The 21,680-nt window shown below is 71.0% G+C and carries 18 protein-coding genes; 8 read left to right on the top strand and 10 right to left on the bottom strand.

The features are described 5' to 3' along the window. Positions 1-86 precede the first annotated feature (86 nt). The 3 genes from ABT004_RS26625 (at position 87) to ABT004_RS26615 (ending at position 2,939) form a co-directional block, all read left to right on the top strand. Entirely contained in the window at positions 87-599 is a 513-nt protein-coding gene (locus ABT004_RS26625; RefSeq protein WP_351341700.1) for a helix-turn-helix domain-containing protein, read from the top strand. Between the two features lie 103 nt (positions 600-702). Beyond that, positions 703-1,215: a hypothetical protein gene (locus tag ABT004_RS26620; protein ID WP_351341698.1), complete on the top strand. Its 513-nt coding sequence runs from the start codon at positions 703-705 to the stop codon at positions 1,213-1,215. An 86-nt stretch (positions 1,216-1,301) separates the two neighbouring features. Next, positions 1,302-2,939, top strand: a complete 1,638-nt coding sequence (locus ABT004_RS26615) for an immunity 49 family protein (protein WP_351341696.1) — start codon at positions 1,302-1,304, stop codon at positions 2,937-2,939. A 105-nt stretch (positions 2,940-3,044) separates the two neighbouring features. On the opposite strand, the gene ABT004_RS26610 is transcribed toward ABT004_RS26615, so the two are convergent. Then, positions 3,045-3,647 carry a hypothetical protein gene (locus ABT004_RS26610; RefSeq protein WP_351341693.1) on the bottom strand — a complete coding sequence of 201 codons (603 nt, stop codon included), beginning with the start codon at positions 3,645-3,647 and terminating at the stop codon, positions 3,045-3,047. Between the two features lie 269 nt (positions 3,648-3,916). Here ABT004_RS26610 and ABT004_RS26605 point away from each other — a divergent pair, with 269 nt between their 5' ends. Next, complete coding sequence (locus ABT004_RS26605; protein ID WP_351341690.1) at positions 3,917-6,763, top strand: penicillin acylase family protein; 2,847 nt, start codon at positions 3,917-3,919, stop codon at positions 6,761-6,763. A gap of 41 nt (positions 6,764-6,804) precedes the next feature. On the opposite strand, the gene ABT004_RS26600 is transcribed toward ABT004_RS26605, so the two are convergent. The 4 genes from ABT004_RS26600 to ABT004_RS26585 form a co-directional block, all read right to left on the bottom strand. Next, positions 6,805-8,103 (bottom strand): alpha/beta hydrolase family protein, encoded by a 1,299-nt coding sequence (locus tag ABT004_RS26600; protein ID WP_351341688.1) that lies wholly within the window; start codon positions 8,101-8,103, stop codon positions 6,805-6,807. Between the two features lie 12 nt (positions 8,104-8,115). Continuing rightward, positions 8,116-9,744, bottom strand: coding sequence for an IS200/IS605 family accessory protein TnpB-related protein (locus ABT004_RS26595; RefSeq protein ID WP_351341686.1), 1,629 nt, complete (start codon positions 9,742-9,744; stop codon positions 8,116-8,118). Between the two features lie 304 nt (positions 9,745-10,048). Next, a complete protein-coding gene (locus ABT004_RS26590) occupies positions 10,049-11,302 on the bottom strand; it encodes an MFS transporter (RefSeq protein WP_351341731.1) in 1,254 nt (417 codons plus the stop codon). Positions 11,303-11,475: 173 nt separating this feature from the next. Continuing rightward, positions 11,476-12,756: an exo-beta-N-acetylmuramidase NamZ family protein gene (locus tag ABT004_RS26585; RefSeq protein ID WP_351341683.1), complete on the bottom strand. Its 1,281-nt coding sequence runs from the start codon at positions 12,754-12,756 to the stop codon at positions 11,476-11,478. Positions 12,757-12,922: 166 nt separating this feature from the next. Between ABT004_RS26585 and ABT004_RS26580 the strand changes: the two genes are divergently transcribed. Together ABT004_RS26580 and ABT004_RS26575 are read left to right on the top strand one after the other, a co-directional pair. Next, complete coding sequence (locus ABT004_RS26580) at positions 12,923-14,593, top strand: class I adenylate-forming enzyme family protein (RefSeq protein ID WP_351341681.1); 1,671 nt, start codon at positions 12,923-12,925, stop codon at positions 14,591-14,593. Between the two features lie 148 nt (positions 14,594-14,741). After that, entirely contained in the window at positions 14,742-15,335 is a 594-nt protein-coding gene (locus ABT004_RS26575; protein ID WP_351341679.1) for a TetR/AcrR family transcriptional regulator, read from the top strand. A gap of 78 nt (positions 15,336-15,413) precedes the next feature. Here the strand turns inward: ABT004_RS26575 and ABT004_RS26570 are convergent, their stop codons facing one another. The 5 genes from ABT004_RS26570 to ABT004_RS26550 all read right to left on the bottom strand — a co-directional run bounded on the left by ABT004_RS26570 (position 15,414) and on the right by ABT004_RS26550 (position 18,770). Then, positions 15,414-16,442 (bottom strand): phosphotransferase family protein, encoded by a 1,029-nt coding sequence (locus ABT004_RS26570; RefSeq protein ID WP_351341677.1) that lies wholly within the window; start codon positions 16,440-16,442, stop codon positions 15,414-15,416. A 168-nt stretch (positions 16,443-16,610) separates the two neighbouring features. Continuing rightward, positions 16,611-16,937, bottom strand: a complete 327-nt coding sequence (locus tag ABT004_RS26565; protein WP_351341675.1) for a DUF202 domain-containing protein — start codon at positions 16,935-16,937, stop codon at positions 16,611-16,613. After that, positions 16,934-17,326, bottom strand: coding sequence for a YidH family protein (locus tag ABT004_RS26560; RefSeq protein ID WP_351341672.1), 393 nt, complete (start codon positions 17,324-17,326; stop codon positions 16,934-16,936). The genes ABT004_RS26565 and ABT004_RS26560 overlap by 4 nt, the downstream gene beginning before the upstream one ends. Before the next feature lie 23 nt (positions 17,327-17,349). Then, positions 17,350-17,856, bottom strand: a complete 507-nt coding sequence (locus ABT004_RS26555; protein ID WP_351341669.1) for an NUDIX hydrolase — start codon at positions 17,854-17,856, stop codon at positions 17,350-17,352. A gap of 23 nt (positions 17,857-17,879) precedes the next feature. After that, a complete protein-coding gene (locus tag ABT004_RS26550) occupies positions 17,880-18,770 on the bottom strand; it encodes a DMT family transporter (protein ID WP_351341728.1) in 891 nt (296 codons plus the stop codon). Between the two features lie 211 nt (positions 18,771-18,981). On the opposite strand from ABT004_RS26550, the gene ABT004_RS26545 reads away from it, so the two are divergent. Together ABT004_RS26545 and ABT004_RS26540 are read left to right on the top strand one after the other, a co-directional pair. Beyond that, entirely contained in the window at positions 18,982-19,959 is a 978-nt protein-coding gene (locus tag ABT004_RS26545) for a tetratricopeptide repeat protein (protein WP_351341666.1), read from the top strand. Positions 19,960-20,027: 68 nt separating this feature from the next. Further along, complete coding sequence (locus ABT004_RS26540) at positions 20,028-21,581, top strand: APC family permease (protein ID WP_351341664.1); 1,554 nt, start codon at positions 20,028-20,030, stop codon at positions 21,579-21,581. Positions 21,582-21,680 lie beyond the last annotated feature (99 nt).

The raw sequence follows: 21,680 nt of genomic DNA, 5'->3' as shown, positions 1-21,680 counted from the left end.
AACTTTTTTAAGTACTGGTTAAGAAGTTAACCACGGCGGTAGGCTGCCGGGGAACAGGGGCCGAACCGAAAGGGCGTTACAAGTTCATGAACGTGGGACCCGGAATCCGGCGCAGGCGCCGCGGCCTCGAACTGACGCTCGCCGAGGTGGCCCGCCGCGCCGGGGTCTCCGTCCCGTTCCTCAGTCAGGTCGAGAACGGGCACTCGCGCCCCGGCATGGGCTCGCTGCAGCGCATAGCCGACGCCCTCGACACCACCGCCGTGGAACTCCTCGCGTCCGCCGAGCCGCCCCGCCCGGTCGACGTGGTGCGCGCGGGGGAGAAGCCCGCGATGGCCGACGGCGCGCGCCCGCTCGTCCGGGGCGAACAGCGGCTGCACGCCCTGGAGTTCACCGGGGAGCACGACTGGGACCGGGTCTTCCGGCACCCCGGCGACGAGATCATGTACGTCGCCGACGGCTCGGCCGAGGTCGAGGCGGACGACACCCACTACGTGCTGGAGCGCGGCGACACGCTGTACTGCGCGGCCGGACTCCCGCACCGCTGGCGCCCGTTGGAGCCCGGCACCCGGGTCCTCGTCGTGGGCATCGCCGCGCCGTAGGGCCCGTCGTCCGGATCGGGTCCGGCGCGCAACACCCCTTGCCCGCGGCCGTACTTGGCGCGACCATGCGTCGCACCGAATGCGACGGGGGAGGTCGAACGGCATGGCAGTGGCGATCAGTTCGCTCAAGTACGAGTCCGCCCGCACGGGCGCGCAAACCCTGGTCTACGACGACGACGGCTACCACCTGGTGCGCTTCCCGTACGAGGACGCCGAGGAGTCGTACGACCCGTGGACCATGCACGACCCGGCGGGCGGCGGCGGTTCGTCGGCGTACCCCGACGCCCGCTCGGGGCTGATCTGGCCCAGTCACGACGGCTGGGGCACGCTGTCCGCGCTGGTCTTCTGGGGCGCGGACGCCCGCGCGAGCGAGTACCGCGCCCGCTTCGTGCGCGACCCGCTGGGCATCGGAACCGGCTACGACTCCACCGCCACCACCGACATCTCGCCCACGGGCGGCGGGCAGTACCGCTCGTACACCTGGCAGATGTTCGTGCACCCCGGCACCCCGGTCGGCTTCAAGGTCTCCGCCCGCTCGGGGGACACCCCGCTGAAGGTGCCGATCACGCTGGCCGAGTTCAAGCTGGCGATCCAGACGGATGTGCTCACGCCCTGACGGATCCCGGGGCCCGCCGGGCCGGTTCGGGTTTGTCTTCCGGATTGGCCCGCTTCGGGCGCCCCACGCCTCGTAGAGTCGCCACCGTGATTGAGAACGAGGCTCCGGATTCGCAACTGCCCATGCTCGCGACGCCGCAGGCCGAGCGGCTCAGAGCGCTCGTGGCCGAGTGCGTGCGGGCGCGATACGGGGCCGAGCGGGACTTCGTCCTCGTCGGGGGCGCGGTCGAGCGCGACGGTCACCTCTTCCCGTTGGCGAACCTGGCGCGGCGGTGCGCGGAGGCCCCCGAGAGCGACTGGCCCGCGCTCGTCGACGCCCACTTCGTGGCGCTGGCGGACGCCTCGCGGGGCGGCGAGGACGCCGATGAACTGCTCGAGGGGACGTGTCTGCGCCTCGTGCCCGAGGGCGCCGTCGGCCCGTCCGTGCCCGTGCACGCGCGCGAGGTCGCCGAAGGGCTGCGCCTCGCGCTCGCGCTCGACGGGCCCGACTCCGTACGCCTGTTGACCGACGAGGACGTGGCGCGGGCGGGCGCCGACGAGCTGTGGGCCGCGGGTCGGCGGGCCCTGACCCGGGCGCCGATGCGGCACGAGGAGGTGCGGCTCGACGGGCACCCCGTCCTGTACTCCGTGTACGGCGACGCGCACTCCGTCGCCACCAAGGCCGTCGTGCTGCCGGAGGTCGTCGCGGAGGTCACCGGGCGCCGGATGCCCGACGCGGGCGCCCTCGTCGCCGTGCCCACCCGGCACCTGCTCGCCTTCCACCCCATCGTCGACGGCGGCGCGGCCGAGGCCCTCAACGACCTTGCCACGTACGCGATCCGGGCCCACGACGAAGGGCCGGGGCCGCTCTCGCCCCGCGTCTACTGGTGGCACGACGGGCGCCTCACGTCGCTCACCCACATTGACGACGCGGCCCGCACCATCGAGCAGCGGCCGCCGCGCGAACTCGTCGACGTGATGAAGGCGCTGCGCGCGCTCGACCGGGCGGGCCGGCTCGACTCCGGTCGGCCGTGCGAGGCCCCCGCCGGCTCCTTCGCCGCCGCGCTCGTCGGCGCCCTCGCGCGCGCGGAGAGCGACCCCGACGCCGCGCGCGCCGAGACGTGGGACGCCTGGGTCGCGGCGCAGCAGCGCGGCACCGCCCTGTTCGCGCACGGCAAGGACGGTGAACCTCCGGCGGACGACGCGGAGTTGGCGGCGGAGGACGACGCGGCCCGCGCCTGGCTGGACGCCTTCTACCTCACCCTGGTCACCCGCGACCGCGAACACACCACACGCCTGTGCCGGGTCCCGCTCGGCACGCTGCGCGGCGGCGCCTCGGTGGACGACTACGTGCCGCACTGGATCGACGTTCTGCAGAGCCACTGGCTGCGCCGCCCCGTCGACGACGTCGTGGACCGGCTCGTCACCACCATCGAGGCCTCGCACCCCGACGTCGCGACCCTCGCGCCGAAGGACTTCCTCAACCTCGTCGACTACCAGCCCGTCGCGCTGTTCCACCGGCTGCTCACGCACGACCACGAGGCCTTCGGCGAGGCGCTCGCGGAATCCCTTGTGCAGCACGCCGGTTACTGGGGCGGGTCGGGGGCGCCGCGCGCCCGCGTGGCCCTCGGCCCGCTCGCGCTCGCGTGCCTCGCGTACGACATGGACTTCCCGGTCCGCACCGATCTGCCGTACCTGCCGCGGTACTTGCTCAACCGGCAGCGCCTTGAGGTCGCGCCGAGCTAGGGCCGGTTGTATGGATCAGTACTGGACCAGTGCTGGATCAGGGGTGCGCCGGTGTCGGGGCCGCACCCCCGTCGCGCTGTACGTCACCTGGTTCCGGTGGGCGGCCTACGCGGAGACGAGCAGCCGCGCCAGCCTGGCCTCCGCCAGTGCCATGGGTGTGAGGACGGGCCGCGGCACGACGATGCCGCAGCGGGTGCACACGGGGCCCGACGAGGGTTCGTGCGCCAGATCGTGCTGCCAGACCAGGCGGCTGCCCGCGCACACCGGGCAGCGCGCGCCGGGGCCGCGCTCAAGTGCCGTGATGAGCCTGCGCAGCACTTCGGCCAGCGGCTCCGTGGGATGCACAGACGGGTCGTCGCACCAGGCGACTCCGAAGCCGCCCCAGGTCAGCCGGTGCCAGTCGTCCACGCTGCCCGGGCTGCGCAGCCCGTCGTGCTTCTCCTTGCGCCTGCGCTCCGCGAAGGCGACTTCGTACGCGAGCCAGACGGCCCGCGCCTCCTCCAGCTCCTCCAGGGCCGCGACGAGGCGGGCCGGGTCGGGGGAGCGGTCCTCGGGGTCGAACCCCGCCCGGGAACAGAGGTGGTCCCAGGTCGCACGGTGCCCGTAAGGGGCAAATCTCTCAAGGCACTTGCGCAGTGAATAGCGCCGCAGTGCCAGATCGCTCAGCGGATCGCGTACCTGTCTCGCCATACTTCGAAATCCGGCCATCGCCCTGCACCTCCGTCACACGTACGTCGGCGTCGTCGCAGCCATGAAACGACGTCGCCGAGTAGACGTATCGACACGCGATTCGGATCCCTTCGAAGGCCGGTGGATCCCATCCGATTTCGGATGGGGTCCATCACTGTCACCTTCTGAGGCCGGGGAGTACTTGAGTGCTGCCTGAGTGTTCCCTGTGCTGATTCCGAAAACGTGACGCATGTTCATCTTCTGTTCGCGGCTAACCGTCGGTAACCTCCGGCGCCATGGGAAGCCTTATGGGAAGCCTTACGAAGAGAGTTACGGCCCTGGCGGCGCTTGTACTCACCGCCGGACTGCTCTCGCCCGCGTCGACCGCGAATGCCGCCGACGAACCCACCGCCCAGGAGACGGCCGCCGACTACTGCGGGGGCCAGTGCGCCGACATCCTGCCGCCCGGAGCGAACGGCAGCGCCACACTTGCCCAGATCCTCGGCAACAAATTGCTGGGTACCCAGCCTCCGCACGCCGACGATCAACTCGGTCCCTATGACGCGCTGTCGTCCGGGTATCCGTCTCTCACCGACGACACACTCACCAACTTCTTCAACGATTCCTCCTTCGGCGTCAAGGACGACCAGGTCGGTTCCGTCACCCGCCCCCGCGAGGACGTCACGATCACCCGTGACAAGAAGAACGGCGTACCCCACATCAAAGGTTCCTCGCGCTACGGAACAGAATTCGGCGCCGGCTTCGCCGCAGGTCAGGACCGCCTCTGGCTGATCGACCTGTTCCGTCACATAGGCCGCGGCGAATTGACGTCGTTCGCGGGCGGCGCCCTCGCGAACCAGGGACTCGAGCAGGAGTTCTGGCCACAGGCCCCGTACACCGAAAAGGATCTCGAACAGCAGGTCGACTCCATCAAGAAGACCGGCGGGGACCGCGGCAAGCAGGCCATGGAGGACGCGCAGGCCTATATCGACGGCCTCAACGCCTATCGGGAGAAGTCGAAGAAGGGCCGCTACTTCCCCGGCGAGTACGTGCTCACGGGCAAGGTCGACGCGATCACGAACGTGGGCGAGATCCAGCCGTTCAAGGTGACCGACATGATCGCGCTCGCCTCCGTGGTCGGCGGACTCTTCGGCAACGGCGGCGGCGGAGAGGTCGACGCGGCCCTCTCGCTCATGAAGTCCCAGGAGAAGTACGGCGTCGAGAAGGGCACCGAGGTCTGGGAGTCCTTCCGCGGCCGCGAGGACCCGGAGACCGTCACCACGATCCACGACGGCACCAGCTTCCCGTACGGCGAGAAGCCGGAGCACGCGCGCGGGCAGGCGCTCCCCGACAAGGGCTCGGTGGAGAAGGAACCCCTCGTGTACGACAAGGAGGGCTCGGCGGCGGCAGGGACGGCAGGGGCCGCAACGGCGAAGAAGGACCCCGTCAAGGCGCCCGCCAAGCTCAAACCGCTCCAGGGCATGTACGACGACGGCGTCCTGCCCTCCGACCTGTTCACGCGCTCGGCGTCCAAGAAGGGCATGTCGAACGCGCTGCTCGTCTCCGGCAAGCACTCCGCCTCCGGCAACCCGGTCGCCGTGTTCGGCCCGCAGACCGGCTACTTCGCGCCACAGCTGCTGATGATGCAGGAGCTCCAGGGCCCCGGCATCAGCGCGCGCGGCGTCTCCTTCGCCGGCGTCGGCATGTACGTCCAGCTCGGCCGCGGCCAGGACTACGCGTGGTCCGCGACCTCGGCGACCCAGGACATCACCGACACATACGCGGTCCCGCTGTGCGAGGCCGACGGCTCCGCGCCCACCCGGCAGTCGACCTCGTACATGTACCGGGGCACCTGCACGCCCATGGAGAAGATGGAGAAGAAGAACGCCTGGAAGCCGACGATCGCCGACTCCACGGCCGCCGGCTCCTACCGGATGCAGATCCTCCGTACGAAGTACGGGATCGTCAGCCACCGCGCCACCGTCGACGGAAAACCCGTCGCCTACACGGCACTTCGCTCCACGTACCGCCACGAGGCCGACTCGATCATCGGCTTCCAGATGCTGAACGACCCGACCTACGTCAAGGACGCCGCGTCGTTCCAGAAGGCGGCGCAGCACATCAACTACGCGTTCAACTGGTTCTACGCCGACTCGCGCGACATCGCGTACTACAACAGCGGCACCAACCCGGTGCGCGCCAAGGACATCGACATGTCGCTGCCGGTGCGGGGCGAACAGGCCTATGAGTGGAAGGACTTCGACCCGGCGAACAACACGGCCGCCGAGACGCCCCCGTCCCAGCACCCGAACTCCGTCGACCAGGACTACTACGTCTCCTGGAACAACAAACAGGCCAAGGGCTTCTCGTCACCCAACTTCAGCATGGGGGCGGTCCACCGGGCCGACCTGCTGAACGACCGGGTGAAGAAGCTCACCGAGCGCGGCGGCGTCACCCGGGCCTCGCTCACCCGGGCCATGGAGGAGGCCGCCGTCACGGATCTGCGGGGCGAGCAGGTGCTCCCGGAGATGCTCAAGGTCATCCGCAGCAAGCCGCTCGGCGACCTGGACAATCCGCAGCTGACCAAGGCCGTCCAGCAGTTGGAGGCCTGGGAGAAGGCGGGCGCCCAGCGCAACCAGACGTCCGCCGGGTCCAAGACGTACGCCCACCCCGACGCCGTACGGATCATGGACGCCTGGTGGCCGCTGATGGTCGAGGCCGAGTTCAAGCCAGGGCTCGGCGACGAGCTCTACAAGTCGCTCACCTCGCAGCTGACCGTCGACGAGGCGCCGTCCGCCGGACACGGGCCCACCGGCTCGCACGCAGGATCGGCCTTCCAGTACGGCTGGTGGGGCTACGCCGACAAGGACCTCAGGTCGGTGCTCGGCGAGCCGGTGAAGGGGAAGCTCGGCGCCTCGTACTGCGGTTCCGGCGACCTCTCGGCCTGCCGGGACGTCCTCCTCGCCACCCTGGCCGAGGCCGCAGCCAAGCCCGCCACCGAGGTCTACCCCGGTGACGACACCTGCAAGGCGGGCGAGCAGTGGTGCGCCGACAGCATCGCGCAGCGCGCCGTCGGCGGCATCACGCACCGCAACATCCAGTGGCAGAACCGGCCCACGTACCAGCAGGTCGTGGAATTCCCGGCGCACCGGTAGCGCACAGGGGCGGGTCGCTCAGGGAGGTCGCTCATGGAGGCCTACGTAGTGACCCGCCCCGCACCGAGCACCACGCGCGCGAGCTCCGCGTGGCAGATGTCGCTGTGGGCCCCCGAAGGCGGGGGCCCCTCGCGCACCACCTGCGCCACGTCCACGCTCACACAGCCCGCGCCCGGCACCCCGGCCCGCAGCACGTCCGCCAGTGTGAAGCGCACCGCGCCCGCCACTTCCTGGAAGCCGTCGTGCCCGAGCGCGCCCCACCGCTCGCCGAGGTCGACCAGCGTCCTGTCGTCGCCCGCGAGCCGCGACGCCAGCGGGTACATCACGCTCAGCGCGGTGTCGTACCGCGAGAAGCACGCCACCAGCGGGCCGTCCACCCGCGCCTGCCGGCCTTTCAGTGCGCCCCGGCCGGCGAACACGTAGTGCGAGAAGGCGCCCTGAAGGAGCGTCACGGACTTCACGTTGTGGGCGGCCCTCGGCATCCCGGCGAGCGCGAAGGAGACGAGGCGCGCGCCAAAACTGTGCCCCACCAGGTGCACCCGCACCTTCGGCGCCTCCTCGGCGAGCCGCCCGAGCGTAGGGCCGAGCCCGGCCTGGCCGACCTTCCCCGCCCGCCGCTTCATCGCGAAGTACGTGGCCTGGCGCAGCAGTTCGTGCGCTCCCTTCCACGCCTTCGCGAGCCCGCCGGGCAGCTTGAAGGCCGCCGCGGCATCCGGTCCCGCCGCCGTCTCCAGGGCCTCCGCGAACTCCAGGCACATGGCCCTGGTGTCCTCGTGGAGCATCGCGGGCGTGGCGTGCGGACCGCCGTCCTCCGAGGTGTCGGCGCCGGACGCGGTAGGGCCGACCCCGACCAACTGCCGTACGAGGCCGCCGAACTCGTCGAAGGAAGACGCCGCGTCCGACTGTTCCTCCAAACGTCGCGCCAGCAGGTCCACGACGGGCGCACTGCGCGGGAAGGCCTCCATGAGCCCCTGCCGTGTGCCCTTGTCGAGCGTGGTGCGCGGGGCGGCGGCGGCCGTGGTCGAGGCGGCCGACCGGTCGAAGTCCGGGATCGTTTCGTCCGTGAAGCGCATCGACGGCCAGAGCACCCCCACGTAGCCGAGGGAGGCCCGCGGCGCCAGGGCGGGGAACGGCGCGAAGAAGCGGTCGTAGAGGCGGGTCGCGATGGAGCGGTCGTTGTTCCAGCCGTGCGCGAAGACCACCAGATCGCGCACCTGGCGTGCTTCGCGCAGGAGTGTGGCGAGCTGCCGGGGATCCGGATCGCCGTCGGCGTCGAACCTCAGCTCCCAGTAGGGCCGTACATGGACTTCAGGTGCTTGGCGTGGCTTGGGTGCGGACATGTCAAACCGTTCCTATTCAGTGAGCAGGAGTGAGTGTTGGACCCATTCCCGGTCGCTGCGGACATCCCGAACGGTGTTGGGTGTCCTGGTCGCCCGCGTACGCTCCGTGTCCGGTGGCACGGATCGTGTCCGTGGTCCGGGGATGCGGGGGCGGGGTCCTTCACGCCCGGGAACCTCCGATGGGGCCTGGGCGGTCCGATGCCCGCGACGATCGCTCTGGTCGTCGCGGGGCGGTGCCGTCCGTCGCCGGATCGGGTGTCCCTGGGCGCGTCGTCCGATCGCGATGCTCGCCGCATCGTGACCGGTCGTCTTGCGGGTGGTCGTGGTGGTCGGCTTCTTCCAGTGCTGGGTGCCCCAGCGGCTGGTGTAGGCCGCATCCACGGCGATGATCGCGATGCCGGTGGCGTCGGCCATGGACGTCAGCCGGGCCCGCAGCCTGCCGGTGGGCAGGCCGGAGATGAGCTGACGGAACCGCTTTCTGCGGCCGTGTTCCTCGCGGGTCTTCTCCGCCTGGAAGTCGAGGTTCTCAACCGCGATCGCCTTCACGTCGCAGGCCTTCGCCCAGCTCAACAGCCGGGTCAGCGCGTGGCGTACCTGGGCGTCGCGATGGTGCGCGCTGCCGGACAGGTCGTAGGTGAAGCGGCGGGGATCGCCGATCGGGTTGCCGTGCACGTCCAGCCGCCAGGCCGCCAGGTGATCGGCGTTGGTGTCCACCCCGATCACGCCGTGCGCGAGGGCCGCCTCGATCGGCACGGCGGGGGTGGTGGGGTGCTGCCAGGAGGCGGTCACGTACCAGCGTCCGCGCCCGGTGTCGTGGTGGATGCGGTAGGCGACGGCCCGGTTCCCGGCGACCCGGTCCGCCCACTGCGGGCCCCGGTAGGTGAAGTGGGCGCGCCCGTCCAGCACGTAGCGGCCGTGCGGCGCGTTCGCCAGATCGGCGAGCGGGGCGGGCAGTTTGAGGCTGACCTCGCCGTCGGGGGTGATGCGGAGGGTTTCGTTGCCGTGCTTCTTGCCGGATTCGCCGTCCGCCTGGAGGAACGCGCGGGCCGCCTGCCAGCGCCGGCGCCACACTGTTTCGTTCAGTCCGGCGTCGTCGAGGTGGTGGCGGGTGCGGGCCAGCTGCTTGCCGCCGCGCACCACCTGCACGCGTCCGGCCTGCCAGTCGCCGCGCACCCGCTCCAGGCGGTGCTCCAGGGTGTGCAGGCGGCGGGACTTGGCGTGCCACTCCCGCCGCGTCGCATAGCCGCCCGGCGCGTGTTTGGTGCCCTTTGATCCGAGCGGCTGGGCCAGTCGGTGGCGCAGCATCTGCACCCCCGCCTCCAACGACCGAAGGTGGGCCAGCTGGGCGCGCCGGGCCAGCGCCCACTGATCATGCGTCGCCTTCGTGAGAGCACCCGCCCACCGCGACGACGACCGCGCGGTCAACTCCCGCTTGCGCACCGCCCACGCCTCGCCCGAGTGTTCCAGGCCCTGCGCGCAGCGCACCGCCAGATCCCCGCCCGCCAGCGCCCCCAGATGCGCACCCACCCGCTCCAGTACCGCCACATCCCGCGTGGACAGCCCCTTCAGCCGGGTCCGCACCGCCACCCCCGAGGGACCCGCCACCACGAACGGCGCCACCAACTCCCGCAACCTGCACACCACTTCACCCCCAATGCGCCTTCAGGCAACCCGACACCCCACCCAACGACCCACCACCCACAAGATCACCCATTCGACCCACAAACCCACGTTCCCCCCCGCCCCGACACCACACAATCAAGCCCCCCCTCACTCTCAGCGCCCACTCCCGCACGCCAGAACCCACTCACGCACACTCCACGGCCAACAGCTCGAACCCCGTGGGAGGCGTCGCGCAGCCTTCGTGCTGTGCCGCGCATCGTCCCGCCGTACCCGGGGGTTGGCCAGATGTTCAGCCGTCAATTGGCGCCAAATGGCGGACGCGTCAGGCGAGTTGACGCTCTTTCGTCTCCGGAAGGGCCAGCACGCACAGCAGTGACACGACCGCCATGGCGCTGACGTACCAGCCCACCGACGAAGAGCCGAGCGCGCTCTGCAGCCGCGTCGCGATGAGCGGGGAGACGGCGCCGCCGAGGACGCCGCCCAGGTTGTACGCGAAGGAGGCACCGGAGTAGCGCACCTTCGCCCCGAACAGCTCCGGCAGATACGCGCCCATCGGCCCGTACACGACACCCATGCAGAACAGGGCGCCGCCGAGCGCGAGCGCGATGAGCACCGGCTTCTCGGTGTCCATCAGCGGGAACAGGGCCAGGCCCCAGACGACAGCGAGGCTCGAACCGATGAGCACCATCTTGCGGCGGCCGCCCGCGTCGGATCGTGTCGCCGCGAGCCAGGTGCCGGCCGCGAGGAACAGGCAGGCCACGAGTGACACGGCGAGCATCGTGGAGCGCGGGATGCCGAGCGTCGTGGTGCCGTAGGCGAGGCAGTACGTCGTGGCGGTGTAGAAGAGCCCGTACGCGATGATCATGCCGCCGGCGCCGAGCACGATCTCCTTTGGGTGGCGCTTGAAGACCTCGAACGCCGGCGCCTTGCTGGCCTCCTGTTCCGCCATCACCTTGGCGAAGACCGGCGTCTCGCTGATCTTCAGACGGACGAACAGGCCGACCGCCACGAGCAGGAACGACAGCAGGAACGGGATGCGCCAGCCCCACGACTTGAAGGCCTCGTCCGAGAGGGACTCGGAGAGCAGCCAGAAGATGCCGGTGGCGGCGAAGAAGCCCACGGACGGGCCGAGTTGCGGGAACGCCGCGAACAGTCCGCGTTTGCCCTTCGGCGCGTGCTCCACGGCGAGCAGCGCGGCCCCGCCCCACTCGCCGCCGAGACCCACGCCCTGAAGGAAGCGGAGCAGCACGAGGAGGATCGGCGCCCACAGACCGAGCGTGCTGTACCCGGGCAGCAGGCCGACGCAGGCCGTCGACAGGCCCATCAGGAGCAGCGAGGCCACCAGCACCGACTTGCGGCCGATCCGGTCGCCGAAGTGGCCGAAGATCAGCGAGCCGATCGGGCGGGCCGCGAACGCGACGGCGTACGTCGAGAACGAGGCGAGGGTGGCGTTGATCGGGGTGAGGTTCGGGAAGAACGCGGCGTTGAGGACGAGCGCGGCGGCCGTTCCGTAGACGTAGAAGTCGTAGAACTCGATGGCCGTGCCGATGAAGCTGGCCACGGCCACGCGGCGCAGGCTCTCCGAGCTTTCTGGCTCGGCGGCCTGCGCCGGTTCCGCCTCGGCGAGGTCGTCCCTGGTTGAGTCATCTTTGAGCACGAGCGAACTCTGATTGTCCGTGTACTGCCCAGTCAATGTTCCGGGACGGGCGTCCCGGATCCCGAGACGCCCTCAGACCCCTTCCGCAGCGGTCACTTGTACGTCAGGTACGCGCGCCGTACGCGCCGGAACGCTGCCAGCTCCTCCTGCCACGCCCCGACGATCTCGTCCGTGGACGCGCCCGCGTCGACCATCGTGCGCACGCGCGTGGAGCCGGTGAGGCGGTCGATCGCGTTGTCGGGTCGCCAGCCGAAGTCCTTCCAGGACTTCTTGGCCGTCACCAGGAGGCCGATGCCGGTGCGCACGGGCTCGAACGCCTCGCGGTCGTCGACGTGGATCTGGACGCCGCCGATCGTCTTGCCCTGGAACTTGGAGAACGTCGGGGCGAAGTACGCCTCCCTGAAGTGCACGCCGGGCAGGGCGAGTTCATTGGCCGCGGCCGCCCACTTCGCGTCGATGCCCTCCGCGCCGAGGAGTTCGAAGGGGCGGGTGGTGCCGCGGCCCTCGGAGAGCAGCGTGCCCTCGAACATGCAGGTGCCGGAGTAGACGAGGGCCGTGTCGGGCGTCGGCATGTTGGGGCTCGGCGGCACCCACGGCAGGCCCGACGCGTCGTAGAAGTCGCGCCGCTTCCAGCCGCTCATCAGCACCGTCTCCAGCTCGACGGGGTGCTCCAGATACTCGGCGTTGAAAAGGCGGGCCAGCTCGGTGACGGTCATGCCGTGCGCCTGCGCGATCTCGCGGCGGCCGACGAAACTCGCGAACTTCCGGTCCAGGATGGGCCCGTAGGCGTTCCGCCCGGTCACCGGGTTCGGGCGGTCGAGCACCACGAACTTCTTCCCCGCTAGCTGGGCCGCCTCCATGCAGTCGTAGAGCGTCCAGATGTACGTGTAGAAGCGCGCGCCCACGTCCTGGATGTCGAAGACGATCGTGTCGACGCCGGACTCCGTGAAGATGTCGGCGAGCGCCTGACCACTCTTCAAGTACGTGTCGTAGACGGGGAGTTTGGTCGCCGGGTCCTCGCTCTTGCCCTCGGAGCCGCCCGCCTGCGCCGTGCCGCGGAAGCCGTGCTCGGGCCCGAACACGGCCCTCAGGTCGACCTGCTCGTCGGCGTGCATCACGTCGACGATGTGCTGTACGTCGCGGGTGACACCGGTCGGGTTGGTGACCATGCCGACCTTCTGGCCCGCGAGCAGCGCGTAGCCGCTGTCCACAAGGCGCTCGAAGCCGGTGCGAAGGCGGGGACCGCCGATGCCGGGGCCGCCGACACCGGGACCGTCGATGCCGGGTGCGGCGCTCGCCGTCGCGCCGCTGACGCCCAGGCCACCCGCGACGCCCGCACTCGCCGCGAGCAGCCCTCGTCTCGACACGTTCATGGATGAACCTCCGTGATCTTCGGGACTGGCATGCCCACGCACGCTAGTCGCGGAATCCGCCCCACGGAACGAACCGACACCACGAAGCTCTTCCGCAGCGACATACCGACTGGTTAGTCTGCCCGGCAGGCCAGAGCTTTCGGGGAGCGTTCGAAGGAGAACGATGGTGCACGATTCGCAGGGACAGTCCGCTTCGATCTACGAGGCCAGGCCCTGGCTCGGCGTCCTCAACGACGCGCAGAAGGCCCCGATCACCCCGGCCGCCACCGTCGTGCACGCCTTCGCCGACGCGGTGCGCCGCGCCCCGGACAGCACAGCCCTCGCCTACTTCGACGGCCGCCTCTCGTACGCCGACGTGGACGCGCTCTCCGACTCCGTGGCCGGTCACCTCGCCGCCCGCGGCCTGGAGCGCGGTGAGCGTGTCGCGATCATGCTGCAGAACTCGCCGCACTTCGTGCTCGCGCTGCTGGGCGCGTTCAAGGCGGGCGCGATCGTGGTCCCGGTGAACCCGATGTACAAGGCGGGGGAAGTGGGGCACGTCCTGCGCGACGCCGAGGTGACCGGGCTCGTCTGCTCGGACCGCGCCTGGGAGTCGTATCTGCGCGAGACGGCGGCCGACTCTCCCGTACGCATCGCGTTGACCGCTTGCGAGCTGGACCTCCAGACGCGCGGCGACGAGCGGGTGCTGAACTTCGAGCGGGTCGAACCGGCGGCGTCGGACGCCGACGATCTCGTCGCGGTCGCGCACGCGGGACACAAGGCGCCGGACGGGCGTGAACTCGACGGCGACGACATCGCGCTGATCAGCTATACGTCGGGCACCAGCGGCGCCCCGAAGGGCGCCACCAACCTGCACCGCAACATCACCTTCAACGCGGAGCGCCAGCGCACCGGCCTGGGCCTGCCCGAAGGGTCCGTCTACTTCGCGCTCGCGCCGCTGTTCCACATCACCGGCATGGTCTGCGAGCTCGTCGCCTCCTTCGCGAACGCGGGCACGCTCGCGCTCGCCTACCGCTTCGAGCCGGGCGTCGTCCTCGACGCGTTCACCGAGCACCGGCCCGCGTACACGGTCGGCCCCTCGACGGCCTTCATGGCGCTCGGCGCGCAGCCGCAGGCCACGCGTGAGCACTTCGCGTCGTTCCACTCGATCTCCTCGGGCGGCGCGCCCGTGCCGCCCGCCCTGGTGGAGAAGTTCCGCGACTCCTTCGGCCCGTACATCCACAACGGCTACGGGCTCACCGAGTGCACGGCGCCCTGTGCGTCCGTGCCGCCGGGCGTCGAGGCGCCGGTCGACCCCGCCTCGGGGACGCTCGCGGTGGGGGTGCCGGGGCCCGACTCGGTGGTCCGCATCATCGACGACCACGGCAACGACGTGCCCTTCGGGGAGAACGGCGAGATCGCGGTGCGCGGCCCGCAGGTCGTGCCCGGGTACTGGCGCCGCCCCGAGGCAACGGAAGAGGGCTTCCCCGGCGGGGAGCTGCGTACCGGCGACATCGGCTTCATGGACGAGGACGGCTGGCTGTACGTCGTCGACCGCAAGAAGGACATGATCAACGCGTCCGGCTTCAAGGTGTGGCCCCGCGAGGTCGAGGACGTCCTCTACAGCCACCCCGCCGTGCGCGAGGCCGCGGTCGTCGGCATCCCCGATTCCTACCGCGGCGAGAGCGTGAAGGCCTACGTGAGCCTGCGCCCGGGGGCCCAGGCCAGCCCCGAGGAGCTGTCCGCCTACTGCAAGGAACGCCTCGCCGCGTACAAGTACCCGCGCGAGGTGGAAGTCCTCGGCGACCTTCCGAAGACGGCAAGCGGAAAGATTCTTCGCAGGGAGTTGCGCTCGTGAGGCGTGGCGATGGTGGAAGTCCTCGGCGACCTTCCGCCGTGTCGATCAGCGGGCTCCGCCCGCGGGCAGCAAGTGGGAAGATCCTCCGGCGGGAACTGCGTTCCCCGTCAGTACAAGGCTGAGAACTACGGAAAGGCAGGTGGCGGCAGTGCCCAGGACGACCGACGGCGACGGCACGCCCGTCCCGCAAAGGCTCCTCGCGGCCGCCACCCGGCTGTTCGCCGACCGTGGCTACGACCGGACGTCGGTGCAGGAGATCGTGGAGGCGGCGGGCGTCACGAAGGGCGCCCTTTACCACTACTTCGGCTCGAAGGACGATCTGCTGCACGAGGTGTACGCGCGCGTGCTGCGCCTCCAGCAGGAGCGGCTCGACGCGTTCGCCGACCGGGACGAGCCGGTGGAGAAGCGGCTGCGAGGCGCGGCGGCCGACGTGGTGGTGACCACCATCGACAACCTCGACGACGCGTCGATCTTCTTCCGCTCGATGCACCATCTGAGCCCGGAGAAGAACAAGCAGGTGCGGGCCGAGCGGCGGCGGTACCACGAGCGGTTCCGGGCGCTGATCGAGGAGGGGCAGAAGGCCGGCGTCTTCACCACCGAGACGCCGGCCGACCTGGTGGTCGACTACCACTTCGGCTCGATCCACCACCTGTCCACGTGGTACCGCCCCGACGGGCCGCTGACCCCGCAGCAGTTGGCGGACCAGCTGGCCGACCTTCTGCTGCGGGCGCTGCGGCCGTAACTTCGGCGGGCCCGGTCCTACGCCGCGGGGCTCTGCCCCGGACCCCGCTGCTCAATCGCCGCAGGGGCTTGAAGTGGCTCAGCCCTGCTTGAGGGTGCCGAGGCCGTGGTCGATGAAGACCGGGACCAGTTCGCCGATCCGGTCGAAGCCCGCGCCGACGGTCTGGCCGAGCGTGTAGCGGTAGTGGATGCCCTCGAGGATCACGGCCAGCTTGAACCAGGCGAACGCGGTGTACCAGGCGATCGCCGACACATCGCGCCCCGACCGCTCGGCATAGCGCTCGATCAGCTCGGCGGGGGAGGGGTGTCCCGCGGCCTCGGCGGTCGTGGAGATCGGCGAGCCGGGCATGTCCAGCTTGGCGCTGTACATCGCCAGCAGACCCACGTCCGTCAGCGGGTCGCCGAGCGTCGACATCTCCCAGTCGAGGATCGCCTTGATCCGGTCGACCCCATCGGGGTCCTGCCGTACGAGCACGTTGTCGAGCCGGTAGTCGCCGTGCACGATCGTCGGCGCGGGCGAGGCCGGCAGCTCACGGCCGAGCGCCGCCTGCAACTCGTCGATCCCCGGGAGTTCACGGTTGCGGGAGGCGTCCAGCTGCTTGCCCCAGCGGCGCAACTGCCGGTCGAGGAATCCATCGGGCCGCCCGAAGTCGCCGAGCCCGACCGCGGCGGGGTCCACCGCGTGCAGATCGACCAGCGTGTCCACGAGCCCGAGCACCGCGGCGCGCGTGCGCTCCGGCCCGAGCGGCGCGAGCTCCTGCGCGGTGCGGTACGGCGTGCCGTCCACGAACTCCATGACGTAGAACGGCGCCCCGACGACGTTCTCGTCCTCGCACAGCAGCACCGGCTCCGGCACCGGCACGTTCGTGGGGTGCAGCCCCGCGATCACCCGGTGCTCGCGCTTCATGTCGTGCGCGGTCGCGAGCACGTGCCCGAGCGGTGGCCTGCGCACCACCCACTTCGAGGCGCCGTCGTCGACCGCGTACGTCAGATTGGAACGCCCCCCCTCGATGAGCCGCCCGGTCAGTGGCCCGGTGACCAGGCCGGGGCGCTCCCGGTCGAGATGGGCGCGCAGCTGGTCGAGGTCGAGGCCAGGGGGGTGACTCATCGCGGTCCTCCGAGGATCCGGGCTGTATCCGGGCAACAGTGGCTGCCATCATGCCGACCAGTCGGTATGGCGTCCAGGGGCTCTCACAAACGTGATCGTTCTTACGGCGAACGGGGCGGAACGGGGCGTGGCCCTTCCGGTGGTCGCCGACGACGGGATCCCGCGCCCTCACACGATGAGTACCGCCGCGCACACCGTGATCGCCACCGTGCACAGCGCGGCGGCCGCCGCCTGGCGCCGGGTCAGCACCGGCGGCGCGGCCTCGTTGCGGGCGAGGCCGGTGATCCGCTGGTGGGCGACCGCCACGAAGCCCAGCCACAGCAGCAGGCACAGCGCCGTGGCCGCGAACCGCCCCGGTCCGACGCCGCTGTTCAGCGTCGCCTTCACCGCGAGCACCGCTGCGACCGAGCCCGACAGCGTCGTACGCCGCCACGCGAGCCGCGTCCGGGCGGGCTGAAGCCCGGGGTCGCGCACGGGCGCGTCCGTCCCGCTCACCCCTCCCACCCCACGAACACGATGACGACCATGGCCACCGAGACGAGCGCCACCACCACACCGAGCACCGCGGGGAACCTCGACACCGGCAGGTCCTCGCCGCGCCGCATCGCCAGCTCGCAGCGCACCCAGTGCCCAACGGCCCGCAGCGAGCACAGCGCGCCCGCTGCGAGCAGTGCGAGCGCGAGCCCGACGCGCCAGCCCCAGCGCAGGTCCGGCAGGAACTGGTCCACCGCGAAACCGCCACCGATCAGCGCGAGCGCGGTGCGCACCCACGCAAGGAAGGTGCGCTCGTTGGCGAGCGAGAAGCGGTAGTCGGGAGTGTCACCCTCTTCTCTGACCCGCTCCGGCGCGAACCAGAGACGGATACTGCGTACAAATTCGATCACTCGCGGCACATTACCCGTGCGTTTTACCCGTGCGTTTTCCACCGCTCGTACGCCGCGAGCCCGTCGGGCGTCCAGTCCCACTCGCCGATCCGCCGCTCTAGTTCGTCGGGGCTCAGGAACGCGTGCCAGTCGATCTCCTCGACCTGCGGGCGCACCGGCAGATCGAAGGTGACCTCGTAGACGGACGACCACCAGGACTGCCCCGCGTCGCCCTCGTACAGGAACGTGAACAGCGGTGTGGGCCGCGGGAGTCCGCTCACCCCCAGCTCCTCCTCCGCCTCGCGCAGCGCCGCCTCGTCGTACGTCTCGCCTGCGCCGACCACTCCGCCGACGAACATGTCGTGGTGGGAGGGGAAGACGAGTTTGGTGGGGGTGCGGCGGTGCACGAAGATGTCGCCGGCCGGGTTCCTGGCGAGGATGAACGCGCACCGGTGGCGCAGGTGCTTCGCGTAGGCCTCGCCGCGCGGCGCCTGCCCGATCACGCGGTCCTGCTCGTCGACGATGTCGAGGATTTCCTCAGCGGGATTCATGAACCGCAGGCTAAGGGGGACGGCTAAAGCGGTGCCTCCACCCGGTCCCGCCCGCACGCCGCGGCGCCCGGCATCGCGGGGTGCAGCCCGAGCAGGACGACGCCGGCCACGATTCCGGCCAGGCCCACCGCCTCCCACGCGAGCGCCCCCGTGTCCATCCGCAGCCGGTCGCCCAGGAAGCCCACGCCGCACGCGATCCCGGCCAGCGGCTGCGCCGCGGTCAGCGCGGGCAGCGACATCCGCAGCGGCGCCGTCTCGAACGCGCTCTGCACCAGGACGAGCCCCGTGACCCCCAGCACCAGCACCGCGTACGGCTGCCAGCCGGTGAACAGCTCCGGCCAGCCGCCCGCGGAGAACCGCTGACCGCTCACCCGCGTCAACGCGTCCTGCACCCCGTACAGCAGGCCCGCCGCCACCCCGAGAAGTGCGGGGCCCGCGGTCAGCCGGGAGCGCCTCGCGAGGGCCGCGAGGAGCAGCGCCCCGCCGACCATCACGCCGATGATCAGCCAGTGCCGCAGCGGATCGGTGACCGCGCTGCCACCCCGCGGCTGCCCGGCGACGATGAACGCCGTGACGCCGCCCGCGAGCAGCAGCAGCCCCGCCCAGCCCTGCCGGCCGAGCGGCGATCTCGTCTGACGGCGGGAGAGCAGCAGGGCGAAGAGGAGGTTCGTGGCGAGCAGCGGCTCGACGAGGGTCACCTCGCCCTTGCCGAGGGCCAGCGCGCCGAGCACCATCCCGCACACCATCAGGCCGATCCCGCCGAGCCAGCGCGGTACGCGCACCAGGTCGAGCAGCAGCCGGGGTGAGAGGAAGTCGCTGAGCGGGGCCCGCGCCGCCGCGTTCTGCTGGAGGACGAAACCGATGCCCAGACAGAACGCCGCGCTCACGGAGAGGACGAGGACGACAACCGACACCCTGTCGACGATAGCGGCCCGCGCGGCCACCCGCGCGCGAGCGAGCGACGCCTTCCGCTTGCGCGCCGAACTCACCTGCGTTTTCGACGAGTTGGTGAAGTGCGTCACCGGCCGACCTTGACGCGGACACCTCCGTACCGGTTTGCTGTGCTTGATCATCGATTTGCCGTCCACTCACCCACATCTGAACAGCCGTAAGGACCCCGCCGCGGTGCCCCCACCCCCGCCTCCGCTCGGGCGCTCCCGCAAGAAGCCCGCGCACATCCCGCCCTTCGGCGATCCCGCGCTCGACGACACCGAGCTCGTCGCGGCGCGCTCCGCTCTCGCCCGCGGCCGCTGGACCGAGGTCAGATCCCTGCTCCGCGCCACCGGCAGCGACTGGGACCTGCGCGGCCACCGCGTCCTCGGCCTCGCCGGCGAACCCACGGCCAACGTCTGGGCCCGCGACTGGCTGCTCGCCGAACCCGACTCCACCGACGCGGTCGTGCTGCTCGCCTGCGCGGGCGTGCTGCGTGCCGTCGAGGGCCGCGACCGCCCGGAGAAGGCGCGCGACGCGTGCGCGCGGGCGGCGGAGCTCGTGCCCGACGATCCGACGCCGCTGCTCGGGCTGATGCTCCTGGAGCGGGAGTTGGGGAGCGAGGAGGACGTCGTGCGGCTCTTCGACGAGGTACGCCTGCGGCATCCCGGACACCACCACGCACACCACCTGATGGTTGCGCGGCTCGCCGAGCGGCGGGCCGACGTCGGGCAGGACCCGATGCACGAGGTGTACGACTTCGCGTCCTGGGCCGGTGAACAGGTCACGCCGGACTCGCCGTTGGCGCTGCTCCCGGTCGTCGCGCACGCCGAGCGCTACCGGGTGCTCGCCCGCGTGGGTGTGCTCTCCGACGACCCGAAGGCGTCCGGGCACTGGTCGGGGCGGCGCGCCCGGCTCGTCCTGAAGGCCGCGTTCGACTGGTGGCTGGAGTGGGGAGCCGCGCGTGAGCCGGCCGGTGCCTCGCACCCGCGCGGCCGCATCGACCTCAACTACCTTGCGCACGCGAAGTACTGCGAGGGCCGCCCCGCCGAGGCGGCCGCCCTGTTCCACCGGATCGGCCGGTACAGCACACCGCACCCCTGGTCGTACCCGGACCGGGACCCGTACGAAGCGTTCCGGGTCGCGCGCGGCGCCGCGCTCGGCTCGGCGTAGAGATTCACCGCCCAAGCCCTCACCTCACTTCACCCACCTCACCGCACGAAGGAAGGGACGTCCCCCCAATGAGCGCGAGCGAGCGACCGCCCGAGGCCACGGCGGATCCGGCCATTCACACGTATCTGGGCGAGACGGGCGCGCTGCGCGCCGGGCGGCTCGGTACGGCGGGGCTGCTGCTCTCCGTGCTCGCCGCGACCGGGCCGCTGCTGGTCGTCGCGGGGGTCATGCCGACGACGTTCGCGGTGATGGGGGTGGTCGGCATGCCGCTCCTCTTCCTCCTCCTCGGCGTCGTGCTGGCCCTCTTCAGCGTCGGCTACGCGGAGTTGAGCCGGCACGTGCACAACGCCGGGGCGTTCTACGCGTACATCGCCCGCGGCCTCGGCCCGACCGCGGGCGCGGCGGCGGCCTTCGTCGCGCTCGTCGCCTACAGCGTGCTGCAGGTCGGCATCTTCGGACTGTTCGGCTACGAGGTCGAGGGCCTCGCCGAGCAGTTTCTGAGCCTCGAACTGGCTTGGTGGATACCGGCGTTGGTGGCGGTCCTCGCGGTCGGCGCACTCGGCCTGCTGAAGATCGACGTCAACGCGAAGGTGCTGGGCGTCCTGCTCCTCATCGAGGTCGCCGTCGTGGTCGTCTTCGACATCGCGGCCATCGGCGACCCCGGCCCCCAGGGCCTGTCCCTGCACGCCTTCAACCCGGAGACCCTCTCGGGCGTCGGCCTCGGCACGGCGCTCTGCTTCTGCATCGCCGCGTTCACCGGCTTCGAGCAGGCACCGGTGTACGCGGAGGAGACCAGCAGGCCGCACGTCCTGGTGCCGCGCGTGATGTTCCTCGCGGTCGGCGGCGTCGCCCTCTTCTTCGCGTTCAGCTCGTGGGCGATGACGGTGGCTACGGGCCCCTCCGGCATCGTCGGGGCCGCACAGAAGCAGTCGGCGGGTCTCCTCTTCGGACTGACGGAGGACCGCCTCGGCGGCGCCTTCACGGACGTCGTCCATGTCCTCTTCGTCACCGGCATGTTCGCGGCGCTGCTCAGCTTCCACAACGTGGTGGCGCGGTACGCGTTCGCGATGGGGCGCGAGGGGCTGCTGCCCGCCGCGTTCGGGCGGACGAACACGGCGACCGGGGCGCCCGGCAAGGGCTCGGTGCTGCAGTCGGTGATCGCGCTGATCGCGGTCGTCGGCTTCGCGATCGCCGACGACGGGCCGTTCGGCGACCCGACGGCGCCGGTCCTGCACCTGTTCACGTGGGGCGGCAACGTGGGCGCGCTCGGCGTCATCGTCCTCATGGCCACGGCGTCCCTCGCGGTCATCGTGTTCTTCGCGCGGCGTGGGGCCGCGGGGTCGCAGGCGTGGCGCCTGGCGGCGTCCGCGGTGGCGGGCCTGGCCCTCCTCGTGATCGCCGTCTACACGGTCAAGGACTTCGACGTCCTGGTCGGCTCGGGCCCCAACTCCCCGCTCAACTGGATCCTCCCCGGCATCATCGCCCTCGCGGCGGTGGCCGGCGGCGCGTACGGCCTGTTCCTCCGCCGCACAAGCCCCGAGGCCCACGCGCGCATCGGCTTGGGCAACGAGGCCTTCCAGCTGGACCAACGTGCGGACCATTCAAGCCCCGCCGGCGATTGAGGCGCGGGGTCCGGGGCAGCGCCCCGGGAGCGCAACCCCATCCGGGGCTGAGGACTCGGGGCTCCGCCCCGGACCCCGCTGCTCAGTCGCCGCAGGGGC

The sequence above is a fragment of the Streptomyces sp. NPDC002790 genome (assembly GCF_040295505.1).
Classification (GTDB): Bacteria; Actinomycetota; Actinomycetes; order Streptomycetales; family Streptomycetaceae; genus Streptomyces.
The sequence above is the reverse complement of the archived record's forward strand: the minus strand, read 5'-3'. Positions and strand labels throughout refer to the sequence as shown.

Coding starts and splice junctions, on each gene's coding strand:
- ABT004_RS26625 (WP_351341700.1), top strand. CDS start 87: ATGAACGTGGGACCCGGAATCCGGCGCAGGCGCCGCGGCCTCGAACTG.
- ABT004_RS26620 (WP_351341698.1), top strand. CDS start 703: ATGGCAGTGGCGATCAGTTCGCTCAAGTACGAGTCCGCCCGCACGGGC.
- ABT004_RS26610 (WP_351341693.1), bottom strand. CDS start 3,647: ATGGCCGGATTTCGAAGTATGGCGAGACAGGTACGCGATCCGCTGAGC.
- ABT004_RS26605 (WP_351341690.1), top strand. CDS start 3,917: ATGGGAAGCCTTACGAAGAGAGTTACGGCCCTGGCGGCGCTTGTACTC.
- ABT004_RS26600 (WP_351341688.1), bottom strand. CDS start 8,103: ATGTCCGCACCCAAGCCACGCCAAGCACCTGAAGTCCATGTACGGCCC.
- ABT004_RS26585 (WP_351341683.1), bottom strand. CDS start 12,756: ATGAACGTGTCGAGACGAGGGCTGCTCGCGGCGAGTGCGGGCGTCGCG.
- ABT004_RS26570 (WP_351341677.1), bottom strand. CDS start 16,442: ATGAGTCACCCCCCTGGCCTCGACCTCGACCAGCTGCGCGCCCATCTC.
- ABT004_RS26555 (WP_351341669.1), bottom strand. CDS start 17,856: ATGAATCCCGCTGAGGAAATCCTCGACATCGTCGACGAGCAGGACCGC.
- ABT004_RS26540 (WP_351341664.1), top strand. CDS start 20,028: ATGAGCGCGAGCGAGCGACCGCCCGAGGCCACGGCGGATCCGGCCATT.